This is a genomic window from Roseivirga sp. UBA1976, assembly GCF_002336325.1.
Classification (GTDB): domain Bacteria; phylum Bacteroidota; class Bacteroidia; order Cytophagales; family Cyclobacteriaceae; genus Roseivirga; species Roseivirga thermotolerans.
In genome coordinates, this window is the sequence record NZ_DDDQ01000039.1 from 36,325 (window position 1) to 57,400 (window position 21,076).

Annotated in this window: 13 protein-coding genes; 7 read left to right on the forward strand and 6 right to left on the reverse strand. The window is 44.1% G+C overall.

Annotation, left to right across the window (positions count from 1 at the left end; genetic code table 11):
• Nucleotides 1-46: 46 nt before the first annotated feature.
• Complete coding sequence (locus B3763_RS03745) at nucleotides 47-2,608, reverse strand: M14 metallopeptidase family protein (protein ID WP_286743822.1); 2,562 nt, start codon at nucleotides 2,606-2,608, stop codon at nucleotides 47-49.
• 356 nt (nucleotides 2,609-2,964) lie between these two features.
• On the opposite strand from B3763_RS03745, the gene B3763_RS03750 reads away from it, so the two are divergent.
• From B3763_RS03750 to B3763_RS03775, 6 genes are all read left to right on the forward strand, one after another.
• Nucleotides 2,965-5,691, forward strand: a complete 2,727-nt coding sequence (locus tag B3763_RS03750) for a TonB-dependent receptor (protein ID WP_189629106.1) — start codon at nucleotides 2,965-2,967, stop codon at nucleotides 5,689-5,691.
• A 127-nt stretch (nucleotides 5,692-5,818) separates the two neighbouring features.
• Complete coding sequence (locus B3763_RS03755; RefSeq protein WP_189629107.1) at nucleotides 5,819-6,619, forward strand: alpha/beta fold hydrolase; 801 nt, start codon at nucleotides 5,819-5,821, stop codon at nucleotides 6,617-6,619.
• Nucleotides 6,619-7,695, forward strand: coding sequence for an efflux RND transporter periplasmic adaptor subunit (locus tag B3763_RS03760; protein ID WP_286743828.1), 1,077 nt, complete (start codon nucleotides 6,619-6,621; stop codon nucleotides 7,693-7,695). Before B3763_RS03755 ends, B3763_RS03760 begins: the two co-directional genes overlap by 1 nt.
• Before the next feature lies 1 nt (nucleotide 7,696).
• Nucleotides 7,697-10,768, forward strand: coding sequence for an efflux RND transporter permease subunit (locus B3763_RS03765; RefSeq protein ID WP_286743830.1), 3,072 nt, complete (start codon nucleotides 7,697-7,699; stop codon nucleotides 10,766-10,768).
• Between the two features lie 2 nt (nucleotides 10,769-10,770).
• Nucleotides 10,771-12,075 (forward strand): TolC family protein, encoded by a 1,305-nt coding sequence (locus B3763_RS03770; RefSeq protein WP_286743832.1) that lies wholly within the window; start codon nucleotides 10,771-10,773, stop codon nucleotides 12,073-12,075.
• A 195-nt stretch (nucleotides 12,076-12,270) separates the two neighbouring features.
• Nucleotides 12,271-13,665 carry a transglycosylase SLT domain-containing protein gene (locus B3763_RS03775; protein ID WP_189629111.1) on the forward strand — a complete coding sequence of 465 codons (1,395 nt, stop codon included), beginning with the start codon at nucleotides 12,271-12,273 and terminating at the stop codon, nucleotides 13,663-13,665.
• Here B3763_RS03775 and crtD read toward each other — a convergent pair.
• The 5 genes from crtD to B3763_RS03800 all read right to left on the reverse strand — a co-directional run bounded on the left by crtD (nucleotide 13,651) and on the right by B3763_RS03800 (nucleotide 19,826).
• On the reverse strand, nucleotides 13,651-15,117 hold the full coding sequence (gene crtD, locus B3763_RS03780) for a 1-hydroxycarotenoid 3,4-desaturase CrtD (RefSeq protein WP_286743837.1): 1,467 nt from the start codon (nucleotides 15,115-15,117) through the stop codon (nucleotides 13,651-13,653). The genes B3763_RS03775 and crtD overlap by 15 nt on opposite strands.
• A 147-nt stretch (nucleotides 15,118-15,264) precedes the next feature.
• A complete protein-coding gene (locus B3763_RS03785; protein WP_189629113.1) occupies nucleotides 15,265-16,518 on the reverse strand; it encodes an NAD(P)/FAD-dependent oxidoreductase in 1,254 nt (417 codons plus the stop codon).
• Entirely contained in the window at nucleotides 16,519-17,517 is a 999-nt protein-coding gene (locus tag B3763_RS03790) for a 4-hydroxyproline epimerase (protein WP_189629114.1), read from the reverse strand.
• A 251-nt stretch (nucleotides 17,518-17,768) separates the two neighbouring features.
• Complete coding sequence (locus B3763_RS03795) at nucleotides 17,769-18,683, reverse strand: dihydrodipicolinate synthase family protein (RefSeq protein ID WP_286743843.1); 915 nt, start codon at nucleotides 18,681-18,683, stop codon at nucleotides 17,769-17,771.
• Nucleotides 18,684-18,767: 84 nt separating this feature from the next.
• Entirely contained in the window at nucleotides 18,768-19,826 is a 1,059-nt protein-coding gene (locus B3763_RS03800; protein ID WP_348655135.1) for a DUF4221 family protein, read from the reverse strand.
• Between the two features lie 891 nt (nucleotides 19,827-20,717).
• On the opposite strand from B3763_RS03800, the gene B3763_RS03805 reads away from it, so the two are divergent.
• Nucleotides 20,718-21,071 (forward strand): hypothetical protein, encoded by a 354-nt coding sequence (locus B3763_RS03805; RefSeq protein ID WP_286743848.1) that lies wholly within the window; start codon nucleotides 20,718-20,720, stop codon nucleotides 21,069-21,071.
• Nucleotides 21,072-21,076: the final 5 nt, after the last annotated feature.

Below are 21,076 nucleotides of genomic sequence, written 5' to 3' on the forward strand. Positions count from 1 at the left end.
AGACAAAAGTAGGTAAAAAACTTTTTTACCGGGTTAAATAACTCAATTACCTGGCTGCGAAGCCATCAACAATTCGTCCAAAGAATATGGCATTCATCATTAGTTTGTTGGTGCCATACCAGAAAGCTCTGAAGTTAGGATTGTCTACCAGCGAAACTACCCGGCCTCTGCCCAGTGCAGAAACTCGTATGGTAGAAGTACCTTTTAGGGCTTCCAGATTAGCCTGGCTGATCCACCCGGAAACAAGCGGTTCTTCCGTATACCTGCCAGCGTTGGCATATAGACTTTCTGAAGGCTCAATAAGAATGGTGCCTCGTTTAAAGGTGGGCAACATTTTTCGGTAATAGCCAAAGGTCATAGGGTGCGACAATTCAAGTTCGGACATGTATACTCCACCAGGGATATAGAGGGATCTGCTGTAGTTATCTATCTTATCGTAAGGTACCTTATCCGTTTTGGGGTACTCTACCTCAACGGTTTTCAGGTTGGTCAACTTGTTTCGTGCCATCCAGGTAACGGCCGAGCCCATACCAACGAGTGTTCCCCCTTTGCTTACCCAGCTTCTCAGGTTTTGCAGCTCGCCTTCCGACAAGTTCAGTCCACCGGTAAGTATTATAGTGTTGTACCGGTCAATGGCCGAAGATCCTACTCTGTCGGCTGGTAATTTGGTAACAAGCATGTTCATTCGTATGTCCAGCAGGTGCCATACCTCTCCTGCATCGTAAGAACTACCAGCCTCTACAACCAGAGCTACTTCTGGTTTTTCCAGAGCTACAAAGCTATTGCTACCCAGGGCTACTCCATCGGTCAACCCCGATTTCATGGCATGCACATCCAGCCCGTCTTCACGCGCTATGCGCTGCATTTCATAAAAGAGATCGCTTTCTGAAAGCCTCTGCCCTACCACAGGCACAAGTATTGTCCCCCTGTCGAACAGCTTTTCTCCGGGGCCTGTAAACTGGCTGGTAGCCACTTTTATCCGCACTCCTTTTTCCAAAAGCCTGTTGGCAGCTCTTGGGGCATAATATCCGTGCCATTCAAAAAGGTAGGCATAAGCACTTTGTCCGCCTAAAACTTTACCCTCAGGAAAACTAAGCTTATCTATTTTTTCTCCCAGTTGATTACGGCTGTAGTCTCGGCTGCTCATCTCGTGGTATTCCAGGTTAAAGGCCATGGGGTAGGTCCAGCCGGAAATATCGTAGAACAGGCTGTCTTTGAATGTTGTGCGCTGTTCGAACATGGCTTTTACCAGTTTATAGTTTCTTTGTTTTAGTGGTATGATGTAGCTGTTTTCAGGGGTATAGGTTTCTTCACCCATTTTTATGTTGCGCGAAGGGCGATAAAAATCTACTTCCTGAGCATTCAGTATCTCGGCCAAATGGTAGGCTCTCACAGGGTCCTTTTCTGCCTTAAACACATAAGCCTTGGTGTTGTCATTGTCAGCATCTTTAAGCACTTGCTTATAAAAATCGCGTTGGTAGGCCAAAAGCTCCTCGCGCATGGCCACTGAGGCTTTCCAGGTAGAAAGAGCAGTGTTGAACTGGTTTTTTATCGTAAACGGGAAGCGCAAAATACCATTGGCGCTTTCCTGAGCATGGCCTCTTGAGCTGGCTTGCTCAAAAAGAATTCCTATGCCTCCATTAATATCAGGAAAAGTAGAGCCTTTGCCATAATAGAAGTCATCGTAGCCTTCTTCAGTGAAGTACAGCGAACCCAAGCTGTCTAAGGCAGCAGCATGAAACTCACTAATCTTTGCGGTTAGCTCCTGATTAAGTTCGGGGGTAAGAGGGTGGGTGCGTTCGGGTACGCCCGGTTGAAAGAAGAAAGTAGAGTTGGTGCCCATTTCATGATGATCGGTGAGCACGTTGGGTTTCCATAAATGATACTTAGCTATGCGGTTTTTAGACTCGGGTTGTTGTACCGGCAGCCAATCCCTGTTCAGGTCGAACCAGTAATGATTGGTTCTTCCCCCCGGCCAGGCTTCACTATATTCCCTGTCGGCAGGGTCGGGGTTGATTTTTTTGCTTTTGTGCATGTTGGCCCATGTAGCAAATCGGTTTAGGCCATCCGGATTAAAGCTTGGGTCTAGCAAGACCACGGAGTTCCTGAGCATTTGCTCTATTTCTGATCCCTGTGCTGCTGCCAGATAGTATGCCACTAGCATAGAGGCGTTAGAGCCGCTCGGCTCATTGCCATGAATGCTAAAACCCATATAGGTAACAACCGGCATTTTTTTGATATCGAACTTGTCGGCCTCGTTGGGGTAAGTAAGCCATACATGGTCACTTCTAATCTTATCGATCCCTGCATGGTTAGAAGGGTGAGTAATAGTAAGCAATAGCTGTGGTCTGCCTTCGTGAGTCTTGCCAATTTCTTCAATCGTTACGCGGTCTGAAGACCGGGCCAATTCTTTCATATAGTACACCAGCTTGTCGTGGGTTACGTGCCACTCGCCCACCTCATGCCCGATGACCGATGCGGGAGTTGGTATATTGGGGTTAAACGACACATTTTGAGGCAGATAGTAATCTAATGATTGCGAAAAAGCAGTGCAGATTGTCAGGTAAAAAAGGGTCAGGAACAGCCCCCTTACAAAGAATTTTCCCATGGTATAGTTGTTCTCAAAAGCAATATACTGATAACCTTTACTTAATGAAAGATTCTTAGGTTTCTTCAGGTAAAGTATGGTTTACATACAGAATTGACGTAATTTACTAATGGTTTGGTAAGACATATTTTTTGAGAGCCGGTGTGCAAGCCGGATTAGTGTAAACCAACCGAAAGAAAAAGTTCTGATATACAGCAAAATAGAAATGTTGAGTCTAAAAAATTTCGAATGTTAAGAATAGGTTAAAGGAGGGGCTGATTCGTAGCGAAATCATAACATTTGTCAACCAACCATGACTGCATACCTTTTTAATTTTGCGCCAACTGAATGTAGAAATACTATCTAAATTAACAACTATGAAGCAATTTTTACTTTGTCTGATGTTCTTAGCAGCATCTCAAGTATCACTGGCTCAGATTACCGGAAAGGTAATTGACGCAGAAACAAAAGATCCCCTTCCTGGGGCTACTGTTGTTCTGAAAGGAACTCAAACAGGAGAAATTACAGGATTCGATGGTTCTTTCCGTCTCAATGCAACGGAAGGTCAAACTCTTCAGGTTTCATTCATTGGTTTTGAAACTGTAGAAGTAGCAGCTAAAGCAGGAATGGTAGTTGAACTAGTTCCTAAAACCAATTTGCTTGGTGAGATTGTGATTTCTTCAAGTGTGATTGATGTTGCCAAGGAGCGAGAGACTCCGGTAGCCATTTCTACGATTACCCCGGCTGAAATCTCTTTGAAAGTAGGTAACATGGAGTTTCCTGAAATTATGAACAGAACTCCTGGTGTGTATGCTACTAAACAAGGTGGTGGATACGGTGATTCAAGAATCTCGCTTAGAGGTTTCGATCAGAGAAACACCTCATTCCTAATCAACGGACAGCCTGTAAACGATATGGAAAATGGCTGGGTATATTGGAGTAACTGGCAAGGTCTTACCGATGTTGCTTCAGGTATTCAGATTCAGAGAGGTCTTGGTGCCTCACGTTTGGCTGTTCCATCAGTAGGTGGTACAGTTTCTATTTTCACTAAAGCTGCCGAAATAGAAAGAGGCGGTACTTTTACTCAGGGAATTGGTAACGATGGTTACGTGAAAACAGGATTCTCTTACAACACTGGTAAAAACGACAAAGGATGGGCTTTCTCTGCCTTGTTGAGCAGATGGTCTGGAAACGGATATGTGAATGGTACCAGCGGTGAAGGCTGGACATACTTTGCAGCTTTGGGTTATGCTCCTGAAGGTTCTGCCCACAACTTTAACCTTACCCTATTGGGCGCAGGTCAGTGGCATCACCAAAGAAGCACATGGGTTTCTATCCGTGACTACATCAACTTTGGTGAGTCTGGTGTGGACAGAAGATGGAACACTGATGCCGGTGAACTTGGTGGAGAAGAATTCAATATGAGAAGAAACTTCTACAATAAGCCATTGGCTACATTCAACTGGGATTGGAAAATTAACGAGAGTGTGAAATTGGCTACTTCTCTTTACGGTTCTGCCGGTAGAGGTGGAGGAACAGGTCCAAGAGGTAACAACTTCCGTAACTCTGATATTGATCTTTATCCGTTCAGAAGAGACCTTACCGAGCACTTGCTAGAGAGAAACCTTGGTGCTGCTTCAAGAAATGCAGATGGTTCAATCAACTTCGATAATGTAGTAGCAGTAAACAGAGCTACAACATCTCCTTACACCGGTTCTATTTCAGGCTTCCAAGGTCAATTGATCGGTTCTAACGGCTTTAGAAATGACGGTGTAAACAGAGCAGTATTGGTGAGAAGAGCTTCAATGAACTCTCACAACTGGGTAGGTGCTATTTCTACTCTTGATTTTGACAAAGGAGATTGGAGATACTCTATTGGTATCGACTTGAGAAGCTACACTGGATTCCACTACAGATCTTTGGAAAACCTTATGGGTCTTGACGGTTACTACTCTACTGGTAACAGCAACTCTGCCGGTCAAATCCAGAACACAACCATCAATGCTTCTCCATTCAGAAATACTGGTCTTGAAAGAGAAAAGATCGATTACTTCAACACAGGTATTGTAGGCTGGCAAGGACTTAACGGTCTTGTTGAGTACAACAACGAGACTAGCTTCACAGCTGTTCTTCAGGCAGGTATTTCAAACCAGTCGTTCAAAAGAGAAGACTTCTTCGATCAGCCTAATAACCCTATCTCTGAGAAGAAGAGCATTACTGGTGGATATTTAAAAGGTGGTGCTAACTACAATCTTGATGCTCGTTCAAACGTGTTCTTCAACGCTGGTTACATTTCAAGACAACCACTTTTCGATGCGGTGTTCCCTGGCTTTGCCAACGACATCAACGAAAATCTTCAAAACGAAGAGATTGTTTCAGTTGAGTTGGGTTATGGTTTCGTAAGCAACAACCTGAAAGTAAATATTAACGCTTACAACACCGTTTGGGGTAACAGATTCCAGACCAGAAGCGTGCCTTTGACAGGTGGTGCAACAGGTACCGCACAGTTCGATGATATCGATGTTCGTCACATGGGAGTTGAACTTGAAGTAGACTACCGTTACAACAGCAAGTTCAGAGTAAGAGGTATGGTTTCTGCCGGTGACTGGAGATACACTGACAACTTTGAAGGTGCAGTATTTGATGATAACAACCAGCCTGTACCGGGTAGAGCCAACGAAATTCTTTATGTTAAAGATGCTAAGGTTGGTGATGCCGCTCAGTTTACATCATTCATTGAGGGTGAGTACAAAATTGGTAAGTTCGTGTTCGATCTTGGTTACAGATTCGTTGATGGTTTGTATGCTGATTACTCAATCGAAGATTCAGACTTCTTCCAGGAAGACAACCAAGGTGCTTTGAAACTACCTTCTTACGGTCTTGTAGATCTTGGTGGTACAGTACGTTTCGATTTGATGGGTAACACTTCTTCTTTCAGAGTGAACGTGAACAACCTGTTCAACACCATTTACATTGCTGAGTCTGAAACTAACATCCACAGAGTTGATGAGTCTGCTCCTGCCTGGAAAGGTATCGACTACAGAAACTCAGTTTGGTTTGGTTTCGGAACTACTTGGAATGCTACTTTGAGAATTAACTTCTAATTCATTAGCTATAGAATTAAAAGCCCGGCCTCAAGCCGGGTTTTTTTTTGCCATCAAATTAAACCAAGTGTTCTTTGAACGGTCGAACTAAATCTTAGACCAGACGTTAAGTTTGCATCTAGCGGCTATGTTATATTATAAAACATACGAACATTCTACCTCGGCAGAGTGGGTCACCTTTGTGCACGGTGCCGGAGGCAGCTCCTCTATCTGGTTCAAACAGATAAAATCATTTAAGAAACACTACAACGTGTTGCTACTCGATTTAAGAGGGCATGGAAAATCGCAGGAAATATTCAGGCGCTACTTTACCAACGAGTATAATTTTGAAAACATAGCCAAAGACATACTTGAGGTACTCGACCATCTTAAAATTAAAAAGTCCCACTTTGTAGGTATATCGCTGGGAACAATTCTTATGCGCACGCTTTGCGAAATTGCCCCCCAACGAGTAAGCTCCCTGGTTATGGGAGGAGCCGTTACCCGCCTAAATATTCGCTCCAAAGTGTTGGTAGGTGTGGGCAATGCTACCAAAAGAATTATACCCTACATGTGGCTCTACAAGCTTTTCGCCTGGATTATTATGCCTCGCAAACGAAATCAGGAGTCGCGCATACTCTTTGCCAATCAAGCCAAAAAGCTTTGTCAGAAAGAATTCATTCGCTGGTTCAAACTCACCTATAAACTGAACCCGCTACTCAAATACTTCAACGAGAACGATACCCGATTACCAACCCTTTACTTAATGGGCAATGAAGACTATATGTTTTTGCCCCAGGTAATGGACTTGGTAACAAAACATTCCAACGCCTACCTGCGCGTAATCCCCGACTGTGGACATGTGTGCAACGTAGAACAGCCAGACGTATTTAATCGGATGGCGATGGAGTTTATCGATTCAAATTCTTTTAAAACGACCTTAAACTAATGAGTAAAGTATCGAGAATCGCTGTCATACTAGTGATTATTCTGGCGGTGGCTGCCTGGGCCGTATATCCGCGATTGGATGAGATAACCGGTTCTGAAAGTCAAGTCGCTCCGGTAGCCGCTCGTGGTGGTGGCGCACTACCCGTAAATATTAGTGTGGCCAAACCAAAGTACATCGAAAATAAAATAAAGATTACCGGAAGTATTTTACCGAATGAATCCATTGAACTGAAGAGTGAAGTTTCCGGATTGGTAATGAAAATTCATTTTCAGGAAGGGCAACGAGTAAAAAAAGGAGATCTGCTCATAAGCCTGAAAGACGATGAACTGAGAGCCCAACTGGAAAAGCTGCGTTATAGCAACCAGTTGGCGCGCGAAACAGAAGCTCGCCAGCAAAAGCTCCTCCAGAAAGAGGCCATAAGTCAAGAAGAGTATGATATTGCATTAACCAACCTGAACACAACCTCTGCAGATATTAAGCTGGTAGAAGCCCAGCTGGAAAAACTATCCATACGTGCACCTTTTGATGGTGTGCTGGGGCTTCGTCAGATAAGCGAAGGAGCTTATATAACCAACGGTACGGTAATAACCAACCTCTACAACCTTAACCCAATGAAGGTGGACTTTGCTATTCCCGGTAAATATGCCGGTAAGGTTCAGAAAGGTGATAAAATCAACTTTACAACCGATGCCTCCAACAAGATTTTCGAAGGTGAAGTATACGCCATAGAACCACGAATAGACGAAACTACACGAACGCTCAAGTTGAGAGCTCTTGCCGATAACAAAGACAACCAGCTAATGCCTGGCCAGTTTGCCAAAATAGAGTTGGTGATGGAAAGTATAGACAATGCGCTCATGGTTCCTGCGGTCTCAGTAATTCCTGAGCTTAATGGCCATAGAATTTACCTGGCCAAAGGCGGAAAGGCAGTGATCAACAATGTAGAGATAGGTATCCGAACTGATGAAGAAGTTCAGATCATAAGCGGTATTGAACCCCGAGACTCTGTCATTACTTCAGGACTGTTGCAAATAAGACCCGGAGCAGCTATTCAAATCAATTCAGTGAAAAACTAGTATGGCCAGTTTATCTACTATAAGCATCAAGAGGCCAGTGTTAGCACTGGTAATGAACATTGTTATCGTTATCTTCGGTATCATTGGGTTTCTCTTTTTGGGCGTAAGAGAATTCCCTAGCGTAGACCCTCCGGTTATATCGGTTTCTACCTCCTACACCGGGGCTAATGCCGAAATTATTGAGTCTCAGATTACAGAACCTCTGGAAGAAGCCCTTAACAGCATAGCCGGTATAAAAACCCTCACCTCCATAAGTAGAGATGGTGGGAGTAGTATAAGTGCCGAGTTCGATTTGGGAGTAGACCTGGAGGCCGCGGCAAATGACGTGCGCGATAAGGTTGCCGGTGTGGTACGCAGACTGCCTCCCGATGTGGAGCCTCCGAATGTTTCGAAGGCTGATGCGGATTCAGGACCAATTATTTTTCTCAACATTTTTAGTAGTGAAAGAGACCTGCTGGAGCTTACTCTTCTGGCAGAAAATATATTCAAAGAGCGTGTGCAAACCATCCAAGGAGTAAGCTCGGTGCAGGTTTGGGGATCAAAACGTTATTCTATGCGTTTGTGGATGGATCCTGATAAACTTGCCGCTTACGAGCTTACTCCGCTGGATGTTCTTAATGCTGTAAACCGAGACAATGTAGAACTACCTTCGGGCAGAGTAGAAGGGGCCGAAACGGAGCTTACCGTGAGAACCATCGGGCGAATTAATACTCCCGAAGAGTACAACAACCTCATTGTGAAAGAGCAGGGAGATGTCATTGTGAGGTTTAGAGACATTGGAAGGGCTGTGTTGGCGCCTGAAAATGAGAGAACCATTCTAAAACGTAATGGAGTACCCATGGTGGGTATAGCCGTTGTTACTCAGCCCGGGTCGAACAACATAGAAATTGCCGATGCTTTTTACGAGCGAATAGAGCAAATAAAAAAGGATCTTCCGGCCGACATTGAGGTGGGTATTGGATTCGATAATACAACCTATATCCGAGAGTCCATTACAGAGGTTCAGCAAACCATTATTGTAGCTTTTGCGCTGGTGGTTGTTATTATTTTTCTCTTTCTGAGAGACTGGCGCACGACCGTTATTCCTATAGCCACCATCCCTATTTCGCTAATCGGAGCATTCTTTATCATGTATGTTTCCGGTTTTTCCATCAATGTACTTACCCTGCTGGGTATAGTGTTAGCCATTGGTTTGGTGGTTGACGATACCATTGTAGTATTGGAAAACATATACTCAAAAATAGAAGATGGGCTAGAGCCGCAAGAGGCGGGAGTGAAAGGCGCCAGCGAAATATTCTTTGCTGTAATTTCCACTACAGTGGCGTTGGTAGCTGTGTTTATGCCGGTAATCTTTTTACAAGGCCTTACCGGTAGGCTTTTCCGCGAATTCGGAGTGGTGGTGGCTGGAGCAGTAGTTATTTCATCGTTCGTAGCCCTTACGCTCACACCTATGATGAGTACCCGAATTCTTAAGAAAAGAGAAACACACAACTGGTTCTACAATGTTACCGAGCCATTCTTCGTAAGCCTCAATAAGCTATATGCCAACTCGTTGGAGTCTTTTATGAAAGTGCGCTGGATGGCCTTTGTAGTTGTGCTTCTATCAGGAGGAATGATTGCCCTCTTTTTGACAGGCAACAGAATTCCTGAAGAGATAGCCCCTTTGGAAGATCGTTCCAGTATCAGGGGTTTTGCTACCGGCCCTGAAGGGGCCACTTTCGAATACATGGATCGCTATGTTGACAGTGTGATTACGGCCATAGAAAAGGAAGTTCCGGAAAAGAGCGCCATCATCACTGTGACCTCTCCCGGCTTTGGAAACAGTGCCGTAAACTCTGCCCGTTTCTTCATAATTCTTAAAGACCCGGATGAAAGAGAGCGATCGCAACAGGAAATAGTAGACGATTTTACCCCTAAAATCAATAAGTATACAGAAGCACGGGCTTTTCTTTCGCAGCCTGCTACCATTGGTGACCGGAGAGGTTCGGGCTTTCCTATACAATACGTTATTCAGGCACCCAATCTGGAAAAGCTAAAAGAAGTGTTGCCGGAGTTTATGCTAAAGGCTCAGCAGGCTCCTGAGTTCACTTTTGTAAACCTCGACCTCAAATTCAACAAGCCTGAGATAAAAATAGAAATCGATCGGGAGAAAGCGCGATCGCTTGGACTCTCGGTGCGCGATATTGCACAAACACTGCAACTGGGTCTTTCCGGCCAGCGTTTTGGCTTCTTCATTTTAGACGGAAAGCAATACCAGATTATTGGTCAGGTAGATAGAGAAAACAGAAACGATCCGCTAGACCTTAAAACGCTATATGTGAGAAATAGCCAGGGTAATCTTATTCAGTTAGATAACCTTGTTACGCTCACAGAGAGTAGCTCTCCCCCACAACTTTACCGGTTCAATCGTTTTGCTTCAGCTACCGTTTCGGCTAGTTTGGCCCCAAAAGTAACTACAGGTCAGGGTATAGAGGCTATGGATCGTGTGGCCGAAGAGGTGCTCGATGAGTCTTTCCAGACTGACCTGGCTGGCCAGTCTCGTGAGTTTAGAGAAAGCACCAACAGCTTATATTTTGCTTTTGGCTTTGCTCTCGTACTTATCTACCTCGTGCTCTCGGCTCAGTTCGAAAGTTTTGTCGACCCGCTTATCATTATGTTCACCGTTCCACTGGCTTTGGCAGGAGCCCTGCTGGTGCTGTGGAGATACGAAGAGTCACTCAACATTTTTAGCCAAATAGGTATTATAATGCTGGTTGGCTTGGTTTCCAAAAACGGAATACTGATAGTAGAGTTCGCCAATCAGCGAAAGGCCCAGGGGCTCAGTGTAACTGAGGCAATTCTCGATGCTTCAAAATCTCGCTTCCGCCCAATTCTTATGACCTCTTTTTCGACCATCCTTGGCATTTTGCCCTTAGCCCTGGCTTTGGGTGCGGGGGCAGAAAGCAGGGTGTCTATGGGAGTGGCCATCATAGGTGGGTTGGTGTTTTCTACCATTCTTACACTTTATGTGATCCCGGCCATGTATTCTTATTTCACCAGCAAGAAAAGTAGATTGGCCAGAACTACCGTTTAGTTATGAAGAAAGTTATTAGCTATATCCTCTTAGTTTTAGTTTCTACCATGCTGCATGCACAGGAAAAGCTGAGTCTGCAGCAGGCAGTGAGCATTGGACTAGAAAAGAATCTTAACATTAAAATTTCGGAGAAGGCTGTGGAACAAACCACAAACGACTACGAGAAAAGTGTTGGTGCCTTTTTGCCACAAGTGAGCATTACTGCCGGCAAAAGCTTTTCGAACACCAATGTGAGACAGCAGTTTGTGAATGATGACTCCCCGAGAGAAATCAATGGGGCCAAATCGAATACACTAGATGTGAGTCCCAATTTGAGGTGGACTATTTTCAATGGCCTGGGGATGTTTCATACCCGAGACCGTATAGCCGAAACCATGGGCCTGGCCGAAGATGATCTGAAGATTCAGATTGAAAATACCATAGCGCAAATTTCTACGGCCTACTACCGCCTGGTATTAGAAAAAGAGAGACTTCGGGTATTGGAAGAGGCTTTAAAGCTTTCGGCCGACCGGGTAGAACTGGCCAAAACCCGATATGAAGTAGGAAAAACCTCTAAGCTGGACTATCTGCAGGCACAGGTAGACTATAATGCCGATCAGTCTAACGTACTCAACCAGAAAGAAGTGGTCTTTAATGCGCAGGTAGATCTGAATAGGCTAATGGGCACCGGACTGGATGCACAATACGAAACAGATGCTAACTTTTCAGCCAATGAAAGCCTGCAAATTGAGAGCCTGTTGGCAAGCGCACAACTCAATAACCCCGGTCTTTTGAGAGCTCAACGCAACCGGGAAATTGCCTATTTGCAGAGCAAAGAAATTGGAGCAGAAAGATTTCCTCAGTTATCCCTCAATTTCGGTTACAACTTTAACGATCGTAACTCCGATGCCGGTTTCCTCATTAGCAATACCTCAAAAGGGATTAATTATGGGATAACTGCCTCATGGAATATTCTGAACGGTTTCGATGTGAAGAGGCGTATGCAGAATGCTCAAATTCAAATTGAAACCCGTGAGTTGGAAATTGAAAACATGAAGCTTCAATTAGAGTCGGATTTAAGAAAGGCCTTCATTAATTACCAAAACAGCATATCCCTTAGGGCATTGGAAGAGCAGAACTTTTCCATTGCTGAGGAGAACTATGATATTGCTTTGGAACGATACAAACTGGGCAATGCTACACCGCTTGAAATTCGTGAAGCCCAGATTAACTTCGTTCAGGCCGAGTTGCGCAAAATCCAGGCTTCTTTTAGTGTAAAAGTACAGGAAATAGAACTTAACAGACTGGCTGGTAACAACCTTCAATAGGGTATTCGTTTGAATTTCTGAGCCGTTCTCATTATCTTCTTTCAACCTGAAAATAAACCAATTGCGGTTTTTCGGGTTTTATTGAAGGACATGATGCTTTTCAGAATCAAGAATAGTTCATTGATATTCAGCTTGTTAGTTTCCTCTTTTTTGTTGGCCTGCTCGAATGGTCAAGGTGGCAAAGGGGGCCAGCAAGTGGCTAAAGAAGAGCCCGTTTTCTTTGATCTGGAGCAGATCAAACAGCGGGGTAGCCTCATTGCGGTAGTAGACAACAGCACAACCAGCTACTTTATATACAGGGGCCGTCCAATGGGCTATGAATATGAGCTACTAACACGTTTTGCTAAATCGCTTAAGGTAGAGCTTCAGATTGTACTTACTCCCAACTTGGAGAAGGCTTTTGAAATGTTGAACAATGGTGAAGCCGACCTGATGGCCTATCACCTGGCCATTACTCGTGAACGAGCAGAGCGAGTGGCCTTTACAGAGCCGCACAATACGGTAAGGCAAGTGTTGGTGCAAAAGAAACCGGACAACTGGCGCCAGTTAAAGCAACATCAGATTGATGCCTCGCTTATTCGTAATCCCTTAGACTTGGCTGGAGAAACTGTGCATGTGAGAAAAGGCTCCTCATTTGCCGAGCGCCTTGAGAACCTTTCAGACGAAATAGGAGCAGATATTCATATAGTGGAAATTGAAGGCGATGTAGACACCGAGTCACTCATTAAGCAGGTGGCTACCGGAGAAATAGACTATACGGTGGCCGATGAGGATGTGGCTCTCATTAATGTGAGTTATAACCCGATTCTGGACGTTTCCACCGAACTGAGTTTTCCCCAACAGATTGCCTGGGCCTTGCGCAAAAACAGCCTGCAACTCAAAGAGGCCGCAGACCAATGGCTTCAGGCCATGAAGCGAGAGCCCGATTTTTACGTGATTTACGACAAGTATTTTAGAAGTAGCAAAAACCAGAGAATACGGGCTACCAGCGATTACTCTTCTATCAGCCAGGGTAAAATATCTCCTTACGATGAAATAATTATGGATGCCGCCAGCGGTTTAGGTATAGATTGGTTGCTTTTGGCCTCGGTAATATATCAGGAATCCAAGTTCAATCCCAGGGTAGAATCATGGGCTGGGGCTAAGGGGTTAATGCAACTTACCTCTCAGGTAATTGATGAGTATGAGGTTGAAGATGTGTACAATCCGGAAGAAAACATTGAAGCCGGAGTAAACCATTTGAAGTGGCTTATGACGTATTGGGAAAATGAGATCGAAGACGAAGAAGAGCGACTGCGCTTTAGCTTGGGAGCCTATAATGTAGGGCAGGGACACGTAAGAGATGCCATGAAGCTGGCCGAGAAATTTGGTGAAGACCCAACCAGTTGGGAGGTTGTAGCTAAGTATTTAATTAAGAAATCAACGTCTGAATATTATACCGACCCTGTGGTTCAGTTTGGCTATTGTCGTGGTTCGGAGCCGGTAAACTATGTAAAGCAAATTATGCATCGGTACACTCAGTACAGAGCCTTCTACTCTAACCAAGAGGCCGATAGTACACAGATAGTAGAGGCATCACTGATTCATTAGTTCATCCACCAGTTTTGCTGACGAAAGACAAAGAGGTATCCCTCCGCCAGGGTGTACACTGCCTCCGCAAAAATAGAGATGCCTGATTTTGGAAGAAAAATTGGGATGCCTTAGAAAAGCAGCAAACTTGTTGTTAGAGCTATTTCCGTAGAGAGCACCAGCTACGCTACTTGTTTTTAACTCAATAAGTCTGGGGTCTAACACCGACTCCTCTTCAATAAAAGATTCTATGTTGGTGCCGAGGTTTTCAGAAAGCTTATTAATGATAGCCTTTCGGGCATATTGTATCAGGTAGTCCCAATCTTGCCCCTGGTTGTTGGGTACATTAATCATGGTAAACCAATTCTGGCAACCGCTTGGAGCATCGGACGGATTCATAACGGAAGTTATGTTCACATAAACAGTTGGGTCTTTAAAAAGGCTGCCTTTATCGAATATATGTTCGAATTCGCGCTTGTAGTCAGAAGTAAAGAAGATGTTGTGTAAGCCTAATTGAGGAAAGCTTTTTTTTATGCCCCAGTAGAAAATAAGGGCAGAGCTGGACTTGGGTTGGTTCAATAACTTTTTAGGTTGATGTTGATCTTTCAGCAATGTTCTATAAGCCGCAACCATATCCATATTACACACAATTCTGTCGGCCTTATGAAAGCCCATGTGGGTGTCTATTCCCTTAGCCGTGCCGTTGTGCACCACAATTTTTTGTACGGTAGTATTGAAGTAAAACCGAACGCCAACCTTTTCTGCTAATTCATACAAAGTCTGGGTAATGCTGTGCATACCCCCCTTGGGGAAATAGGCACCAATACCAAATTCCAGATGAGGAATGATGTTAAGTGTGGCTGGTGTTTGGTATGGGTCAGAACCATTGTATGTGGCATATCGGTTGAAAAGTTGTGTGGTTTTTTCGTTTTCGAACCGCTTGGAATTGGCTTCGTGCATGGTTCGGTTAAAATCGAATTTATGTAACCGGGAGTAGGCCGCAAAGGCCTTTGTACTCAACCATGTACCGGGCTTGTGAAGGCTTTTTTCTATAAAGAGTGGAGCCAGTTGACTGTATAACCACTGGCTTTGGTTTAAGGCGGCTTCTACATTTTCTTTGGGCTCGTTAAGTTTTTCAAGAAACTCTTGTTTTAGCTTTTCTCTGTCGGCCCAGGCTGTAAGCTTGATGCCATCCGGGAAGAAGTAGCGGCAAGTTTCATCCAGTTGCTCATAAACAAATGAGTCGGCCGGATTCATGCCACAAAGTTCAAAAAGCTCATCTACCAAAGCAGGAAGGGTAAACAGAGAGGGGCCGGCATCAAAGCGATAAGCTCCAAGCCGGATTTCGGAAAGCTTACCTCCGGGGTAGTTGTTGGCTTCGAATACAGAAACCGTATAACCTCTTTTGGCCAGGCGAATAGCAGCGGCAATACCGGCTATCCCTGAACCAATAACAATAGCAGTTTTGGCCATGGATTAGTAGTCTGAAAATTGGAGGTTGAGGCTTCCTAAAATCCGAACGAATTCAATTGAATCCAAAGGATAAAAACCAAAGAAGGGTTTTTTTGTTTACCAGAGGACTAATTCGCTCTTTAATTGAGAGCAAAATACTAAAATATTTTAAGCATAGCGGTCTACCCCAATTAGGGGAGATTGAATAGACATCTTTTTCTCTGTTATTTGTTCGGCCAAAAGGTGTCCGGTTACTGGGCCAAGGGTCCAGCCCAACATGGCGTGGCCGGTGCCAATGTACAGGTTATTGGCTTTTTTGGTGCCTCCTATGTATGGCAATCCGTCAGGCGTGCAAGGGCGCAGCCCCGCCCAGGGTTTAACGGTGCTGAAGTCTACATCGCGGAAGTCGGGCATAAACTCTTTAATGCTCTTTACAATTCCGTTGATACGGTTTTGTCGAATGTCATGATTGTGACCGGAAAGTTCCATGGTTCCTGCAAAACGTAAGCCGTCCTGCATGGGCGTAGTAGCTAACCTGCCTTCTACTAAAATGGCCGGCAACGAAGTCATTTTGGGTGGATTGTTGAGCATAAAGCTATAGCCTTTTCCCGGCTGGAGAGGAATGTTCAACCCCACTTGCTTGGCCAGAAGGGGAGACCAGGAGCCGGCTGTTATCACCACATGATCGGCTTCAAAGCTGTTGTCTTGTGTAGTTACGCGGGTTATTCTTCCATTGTCGCGCACCAACTTTGTTAGTGTTTGCCCATAATGAATTTTGACGCCTAGTGCTGCTACCTTTTGCTGAAACAACTTCATAAACTGGTGTGGGGTCATCCAGGCATCGCAGGCAAAATAGACAGACCCATGCATGTCGTATTTCACGGCAGGTTCCAGGCGTTCCGTTTCCTCGCGTGTGAGTACTTCTGCTTCCAGTCCCATCTTCTGGGCCATTTCTACCAGTTCTACTTCATGCTTTAAGGTTTGCTCCGTTTTACAGATCATCAGCAAGCCGGGCTTTTTGTAGCCTGCATCAATTTGCTCTTCATGAATGATTTGCTCATAAAGCTGCTGTGATTTTACCATCAGGTCGCGCAGTACCGGAGCTGCCGCCTGTACTTTGCCATGGGTAGCTGCTTTCTTAAACAACCAGCCCCAGCGCAGCAGATCGCTGTTGAGTCTGGGTTTAATATAAAATGGGCTTTCCGGATTCAGCATCCAGCGCAGCCCCTGGCTAATGATACCGGGTGAAGCCAAAGGAATAAGATGGCTCGGAGAAACGTAGCCCGCGTTGCCAAATGAACAGTTATTATTGCCATCTCCGGCATCAATAATTTCTACCTGTAGCCCTCGCTTTTGTAGATAATACGCGGTGCTAAGCCCTACAATGCCTGCGCCTACTACTAAAACCCGTTGTGTACTCATTTATATTACGCTAAACCCATAAGCATAAGGGTCGGAGTCGTCAATCAATATGGTGTTGTAGCCGGTTATTTTGGCCCAGCCTTCAATACTTGGAATAATGGCTGGCCGATCGCCACACTGGGTTTGTTCTTCTACCCTACCCACAAACTGACTCCCGATTATGCTTTCATGAACGAATTTATCACCTTTTTTGAGTTTTCCATGGGCAGCTAGCTGCGCCATACGTGCAGAAGTGCCTGTGCCACAAGGCGAACGGTCTATGGCTTTTTCGCCATAGAAGACAGCATTGCGGGCGTCAGACCCAGGCTGCGTGGGTTGGCCGGTCCACATTACATGAGAAAGACCCTGAATTTTTTCATCGATGGGATGAATAAATTTGTGCTGTTCATTGAGTCTGGCTCGAATGGCTCGACTCCAACGCACAAGTTCGAGAGCCGAATAGTCGGCCAAATCGCTATAGTTTTCTTGTGTTTCTACAATGGCATAGAAGTTACCACCATAGGCCACGTCTACCTGTAGCCGACCCAACTGGGGGCAGTCAACCTCTATTTTGCTTTGGTGTAAATAGGAGGCAATGTTGGTGATTTTTACAGACTTAACTTCATAACCCTCCTGAACATATTCGGCCACTACCAGCCCCGCAGGTGTCTCTAAGCGCAATATGCCGGGTGTCTTTGGACTAACCAGTCCTTCTTCCAGCATTATGGTAACGGTGCCGATGGTACCATGCCCGCACATGGGTAGGCAACCACTGGTTTCGATATACAACACACCGATATCGTTTTGTGGGTCGGAAGGTGGGTAAAGTATGGATCCGGACATCATGTCGTGCCCGCGAGGTTCAAACATGAGTCCTCTGCGAATCCAGTCATACTTCTCCATGAAGTGCAATCTTTTTTCGCGCATGGTTGCGCCTTCCAAAGGAGGCCCCCCACCGGCAACGAGTCTCACGGGGTTGCCACAGGTATGGGCATCGATACAAAAGAACCTCTTTTTCAAGGGCGTATGGTTAGTTTAATTTATATTTTTTTGTCCGTCAGGTTCGCTTTCAAAGTTTAGGATTGTCCCTTCAGAATGGTGGAGGTCAAAAGATAAAACTTTAATTTACCTCTGTTCTAACCCGATGTCATTCCGAACGGGTCTGCCCACAAGCAAGTTTGTTTCAGAATCGTAAGGAAATTGTAACCTAATTCTGAGAAGACCCTGATCCCGAAGTCTCGGGACAAGGTGACGATCCTGACTTAGCTTCTCTAAATATTGAGATAATCTGGCAGAACCGGTCGGTTTTTCAAACCCTCATCAATAATTTGAAGCACTTTTTTTCTTTCCTCTCCATGTAGGGGGAGTCTGGGTGCTCTCACATTTTCTGTACCTATACCGATTGCCACTTCGGCCAGTTTAATGTTTTGAACAAGTTTGGAATTAATGTCCAGTTCAAGAAGCGGTAAAAACCAGCGGTATATGTCTCTGGCTTCCTTGATTTTCCCCGCTTTTTGCAATCGATATATGGCAACGGTTTCGGCAGGAAAGGCACATACCAGCCCCGCAACCCATCCATCGGCACCCATGAGCATGCTCTCCAAAGCAAGAGTGTCTACTCCTGAAAGTATTTTGAACCGGTCGCCAAAGCGGTTTCTCATTCGGGTAACGTTAGAGATGTCTCGGGTTGACTCTTTAACGGCCTGTATATTTTCACACTCCATTAGCGACTCGAACATATCCAGGGTTACCTCAATCTTATAGTCTATCGGATTGTTGTAGATCATTATGGGCAAGTCGGTGGATTGGGCCACTGCTTTAAAGTAAGTTACCGTTTCGTGATCATCGGCTTTATAACGCATAGGAGGCAACATCATCAAGCCATTGGCTCCATTGGCTTTGGCCTTTTCTGCTGCTTTTATGGCTCCTTTGGTGGTTTGCTCGGCAATATTCATTACTACCGGCACCTTACCTTTAGCCAGCTCTGCAGTGTACTTTACAAGTTCATCTTTCTCGTCTTCCATCAATGAGCTGGCCTCTCCAAGAGTGCCTCCAAGTATTATTCCGTCAACTCCTGCGCTTAGCTGGGCTTCGATGTTTTTAGCAAACATTTCATGATCAAGGCGGTCGTCTGCCGTAAATTTGGTGGTAACAGCCGGGTACACCCCTTCCCAATTCACTTTCATAGCTTAAATTTTTCTCAAAGCTACTGTAGCTAATAGAGCTCTGCTTCTTAGAAATTGATCAATAGTGATGAAATATTTGCATAATCATTTCTGCTTCGCTTCGCTCACTCGTTGTGGGATGAGTAAATCGAACTTAATTACTCCCTCATTCTCCATGTAATGCTCAAAATCGGCAATGTATATTCCTTCCTTAGAGGTAAAGAAAACCGAAGTGGTATACTGCTTGGGTACTTTATACTCACCAATCTTTTGTAGGTGTCTGTCGGCAATGATAAATGTTTTTCTTAAGTGGGATGCTCCCGATTGAATTTCCTCCTTACTCCTTGGAAGAAAAGTTTCGCGGATAAAGTACTCTTCCTTAGCATTTGGAAAGTAGAGTATTTTATAATACTTGGGGTTCATTTGGCTGATGTTACTCCTTTCTTCATAAGTAGACATGTCCATATAGTCGGAGAGGTTAGAAGAGTAGGGCTTAATGTTGTTGAAGTATTCTGAACCTAGAGTGAGCTTTTTATTCAACTGTCCATCTTGGGAGTAAGTGTATATATGAGGTTCTATTCCATAACTGATAATGAATTCCTTTCTTTTTTCAGCGTAGCAGCTGAAGGTATTGGTGGAGTAATTAATGCCCCAGCAGTGTGTTGCGTATGATTGAGGAGGGAAAATGAGGCCTGTTAAATTTTCAGTGGCCAGGTTTAACTCAAGTAGAACGGGTTTGTTGCCAAAGTTGGTGTCGGGTAATCCCTGAGCGTTTATGTAAATCTTTTTCCCATGTCTATATAATCGGTTGTCGTTGGTTATCGCAATATTGAATGGACCATTGGAGCGGAAAAGGTCAGATTCACCAAAGTTGTATGTTCTCAGTTTTTCACCCCTTTCATTAAATAGAAAGGCCCTGAGTTCCCAGCCGTTGTAGATAAATACCGAGTCCATGCCAATGGGTAGATGGGCAATAAGGTCTTTGCGATTCCCGATACCATCAGGTCCCTCACTTTGAAATGATACAACCTTAAACGACTTGCCGCTGTCAGCGTCATAGTAGTGCAGGTTACCAGTTAGTTGATTAAAAAAGGTGAAGAATGTTTTTCCTTTATACTCGAACTGGTTGAGGTTATTGTTAAATAGTCCTTGAGTGGAATCCAACGTTAGAATAATTGAGCTAGATGGTGCTAATGTGCTGGTTTTTTTATGGTTCCAATCTGTTGAATTGATTTTGTTTTCTTTTGAACAAGAAAACAAAATCAAAAAGATTATTAGAATAAAAAGACAATATAACTTCATTAGTTTGGTAGGGTTGCTTAATTAAGTGGCAAGACTCAGGAGATCCTATTTGAAAACCCTTTTTTGCTTAGCTTATAACCATTTTTGGATGTTTAACCAATGACATGGCTTGTTAGTAAGTGTTTTACATTCCATGGGTATAGTGCTCAATGAGTAGCTCTATAATTTAAAAATAATTATTGGAGCAATAGAATTGCTCCAATAAGGTGATCCGTTCAAGTTTATTCCGCCTCAATTTCCTAAATGAACTCATTTCCAGTGCAACCGTAACCCGGAGGAATTGACAAGCACTGCTTTCCTCTTCCATCCTTTCCTGGGCTACAATAGCCAGAGCCTCCGCCATCACCCTTTATCCGTATTCCTCTGTATTGACCGACTGTTCGCCCTCTTGTAGGTGTTCCTTCTAGGTTTGCGACAGGTCGCACCCCTGCGGACACCTATAAGACAGGCAATAATGCCTTGGAGAATTCAGCTTTTGATAATGATTCAATTGGATATCATTGAGCAGGGTTTGACTGTTTGTATTATTTCACATAAGACAAGTATATATTATGGTATAAAACAAATAGGGCTAGCCCCATTTATTTTAAAAATCCGTTTTGTACTTATGCCTGAATTTAGAGAGAATAAAGAAGGGATAACAAACTCAAATATTCTACCCTAGATGCAAATTCAAAAAACAGTATCGAAGTAACAACTAGCCCAATATCTATCTTTGATAATTTACTTTTGAAAACCCGAAAGATTAAGTAAATGCTAGCTGCCACACAAGAAAATGATATGGTTCCGGTAAGGAAGTTGTGCTTGTTAGATATATCGCATGCTTCGAAATATAATATGAGCAGCTCACTTTTTAGGAGAAGAAGCACTATTGTTAAATTTAAACAGATCAAAAATTTATTCGTTGTATACCTCTGTGTTAAAAAAGCCAGAAGAGCAAAGGTTAAAGGTGCGGTTATTAATCCTAAAATTCTTGCGCTTTCTTCTAAAAAATCCAATAGACTAACCAGTGAAAACGAAAACAATGAGCATAAAATATATATGCTCATTGTTTTCAGAATTATGCCAAAAATGGGTTTCATTAGTATGGATTATGCAAAAAATTAACCACC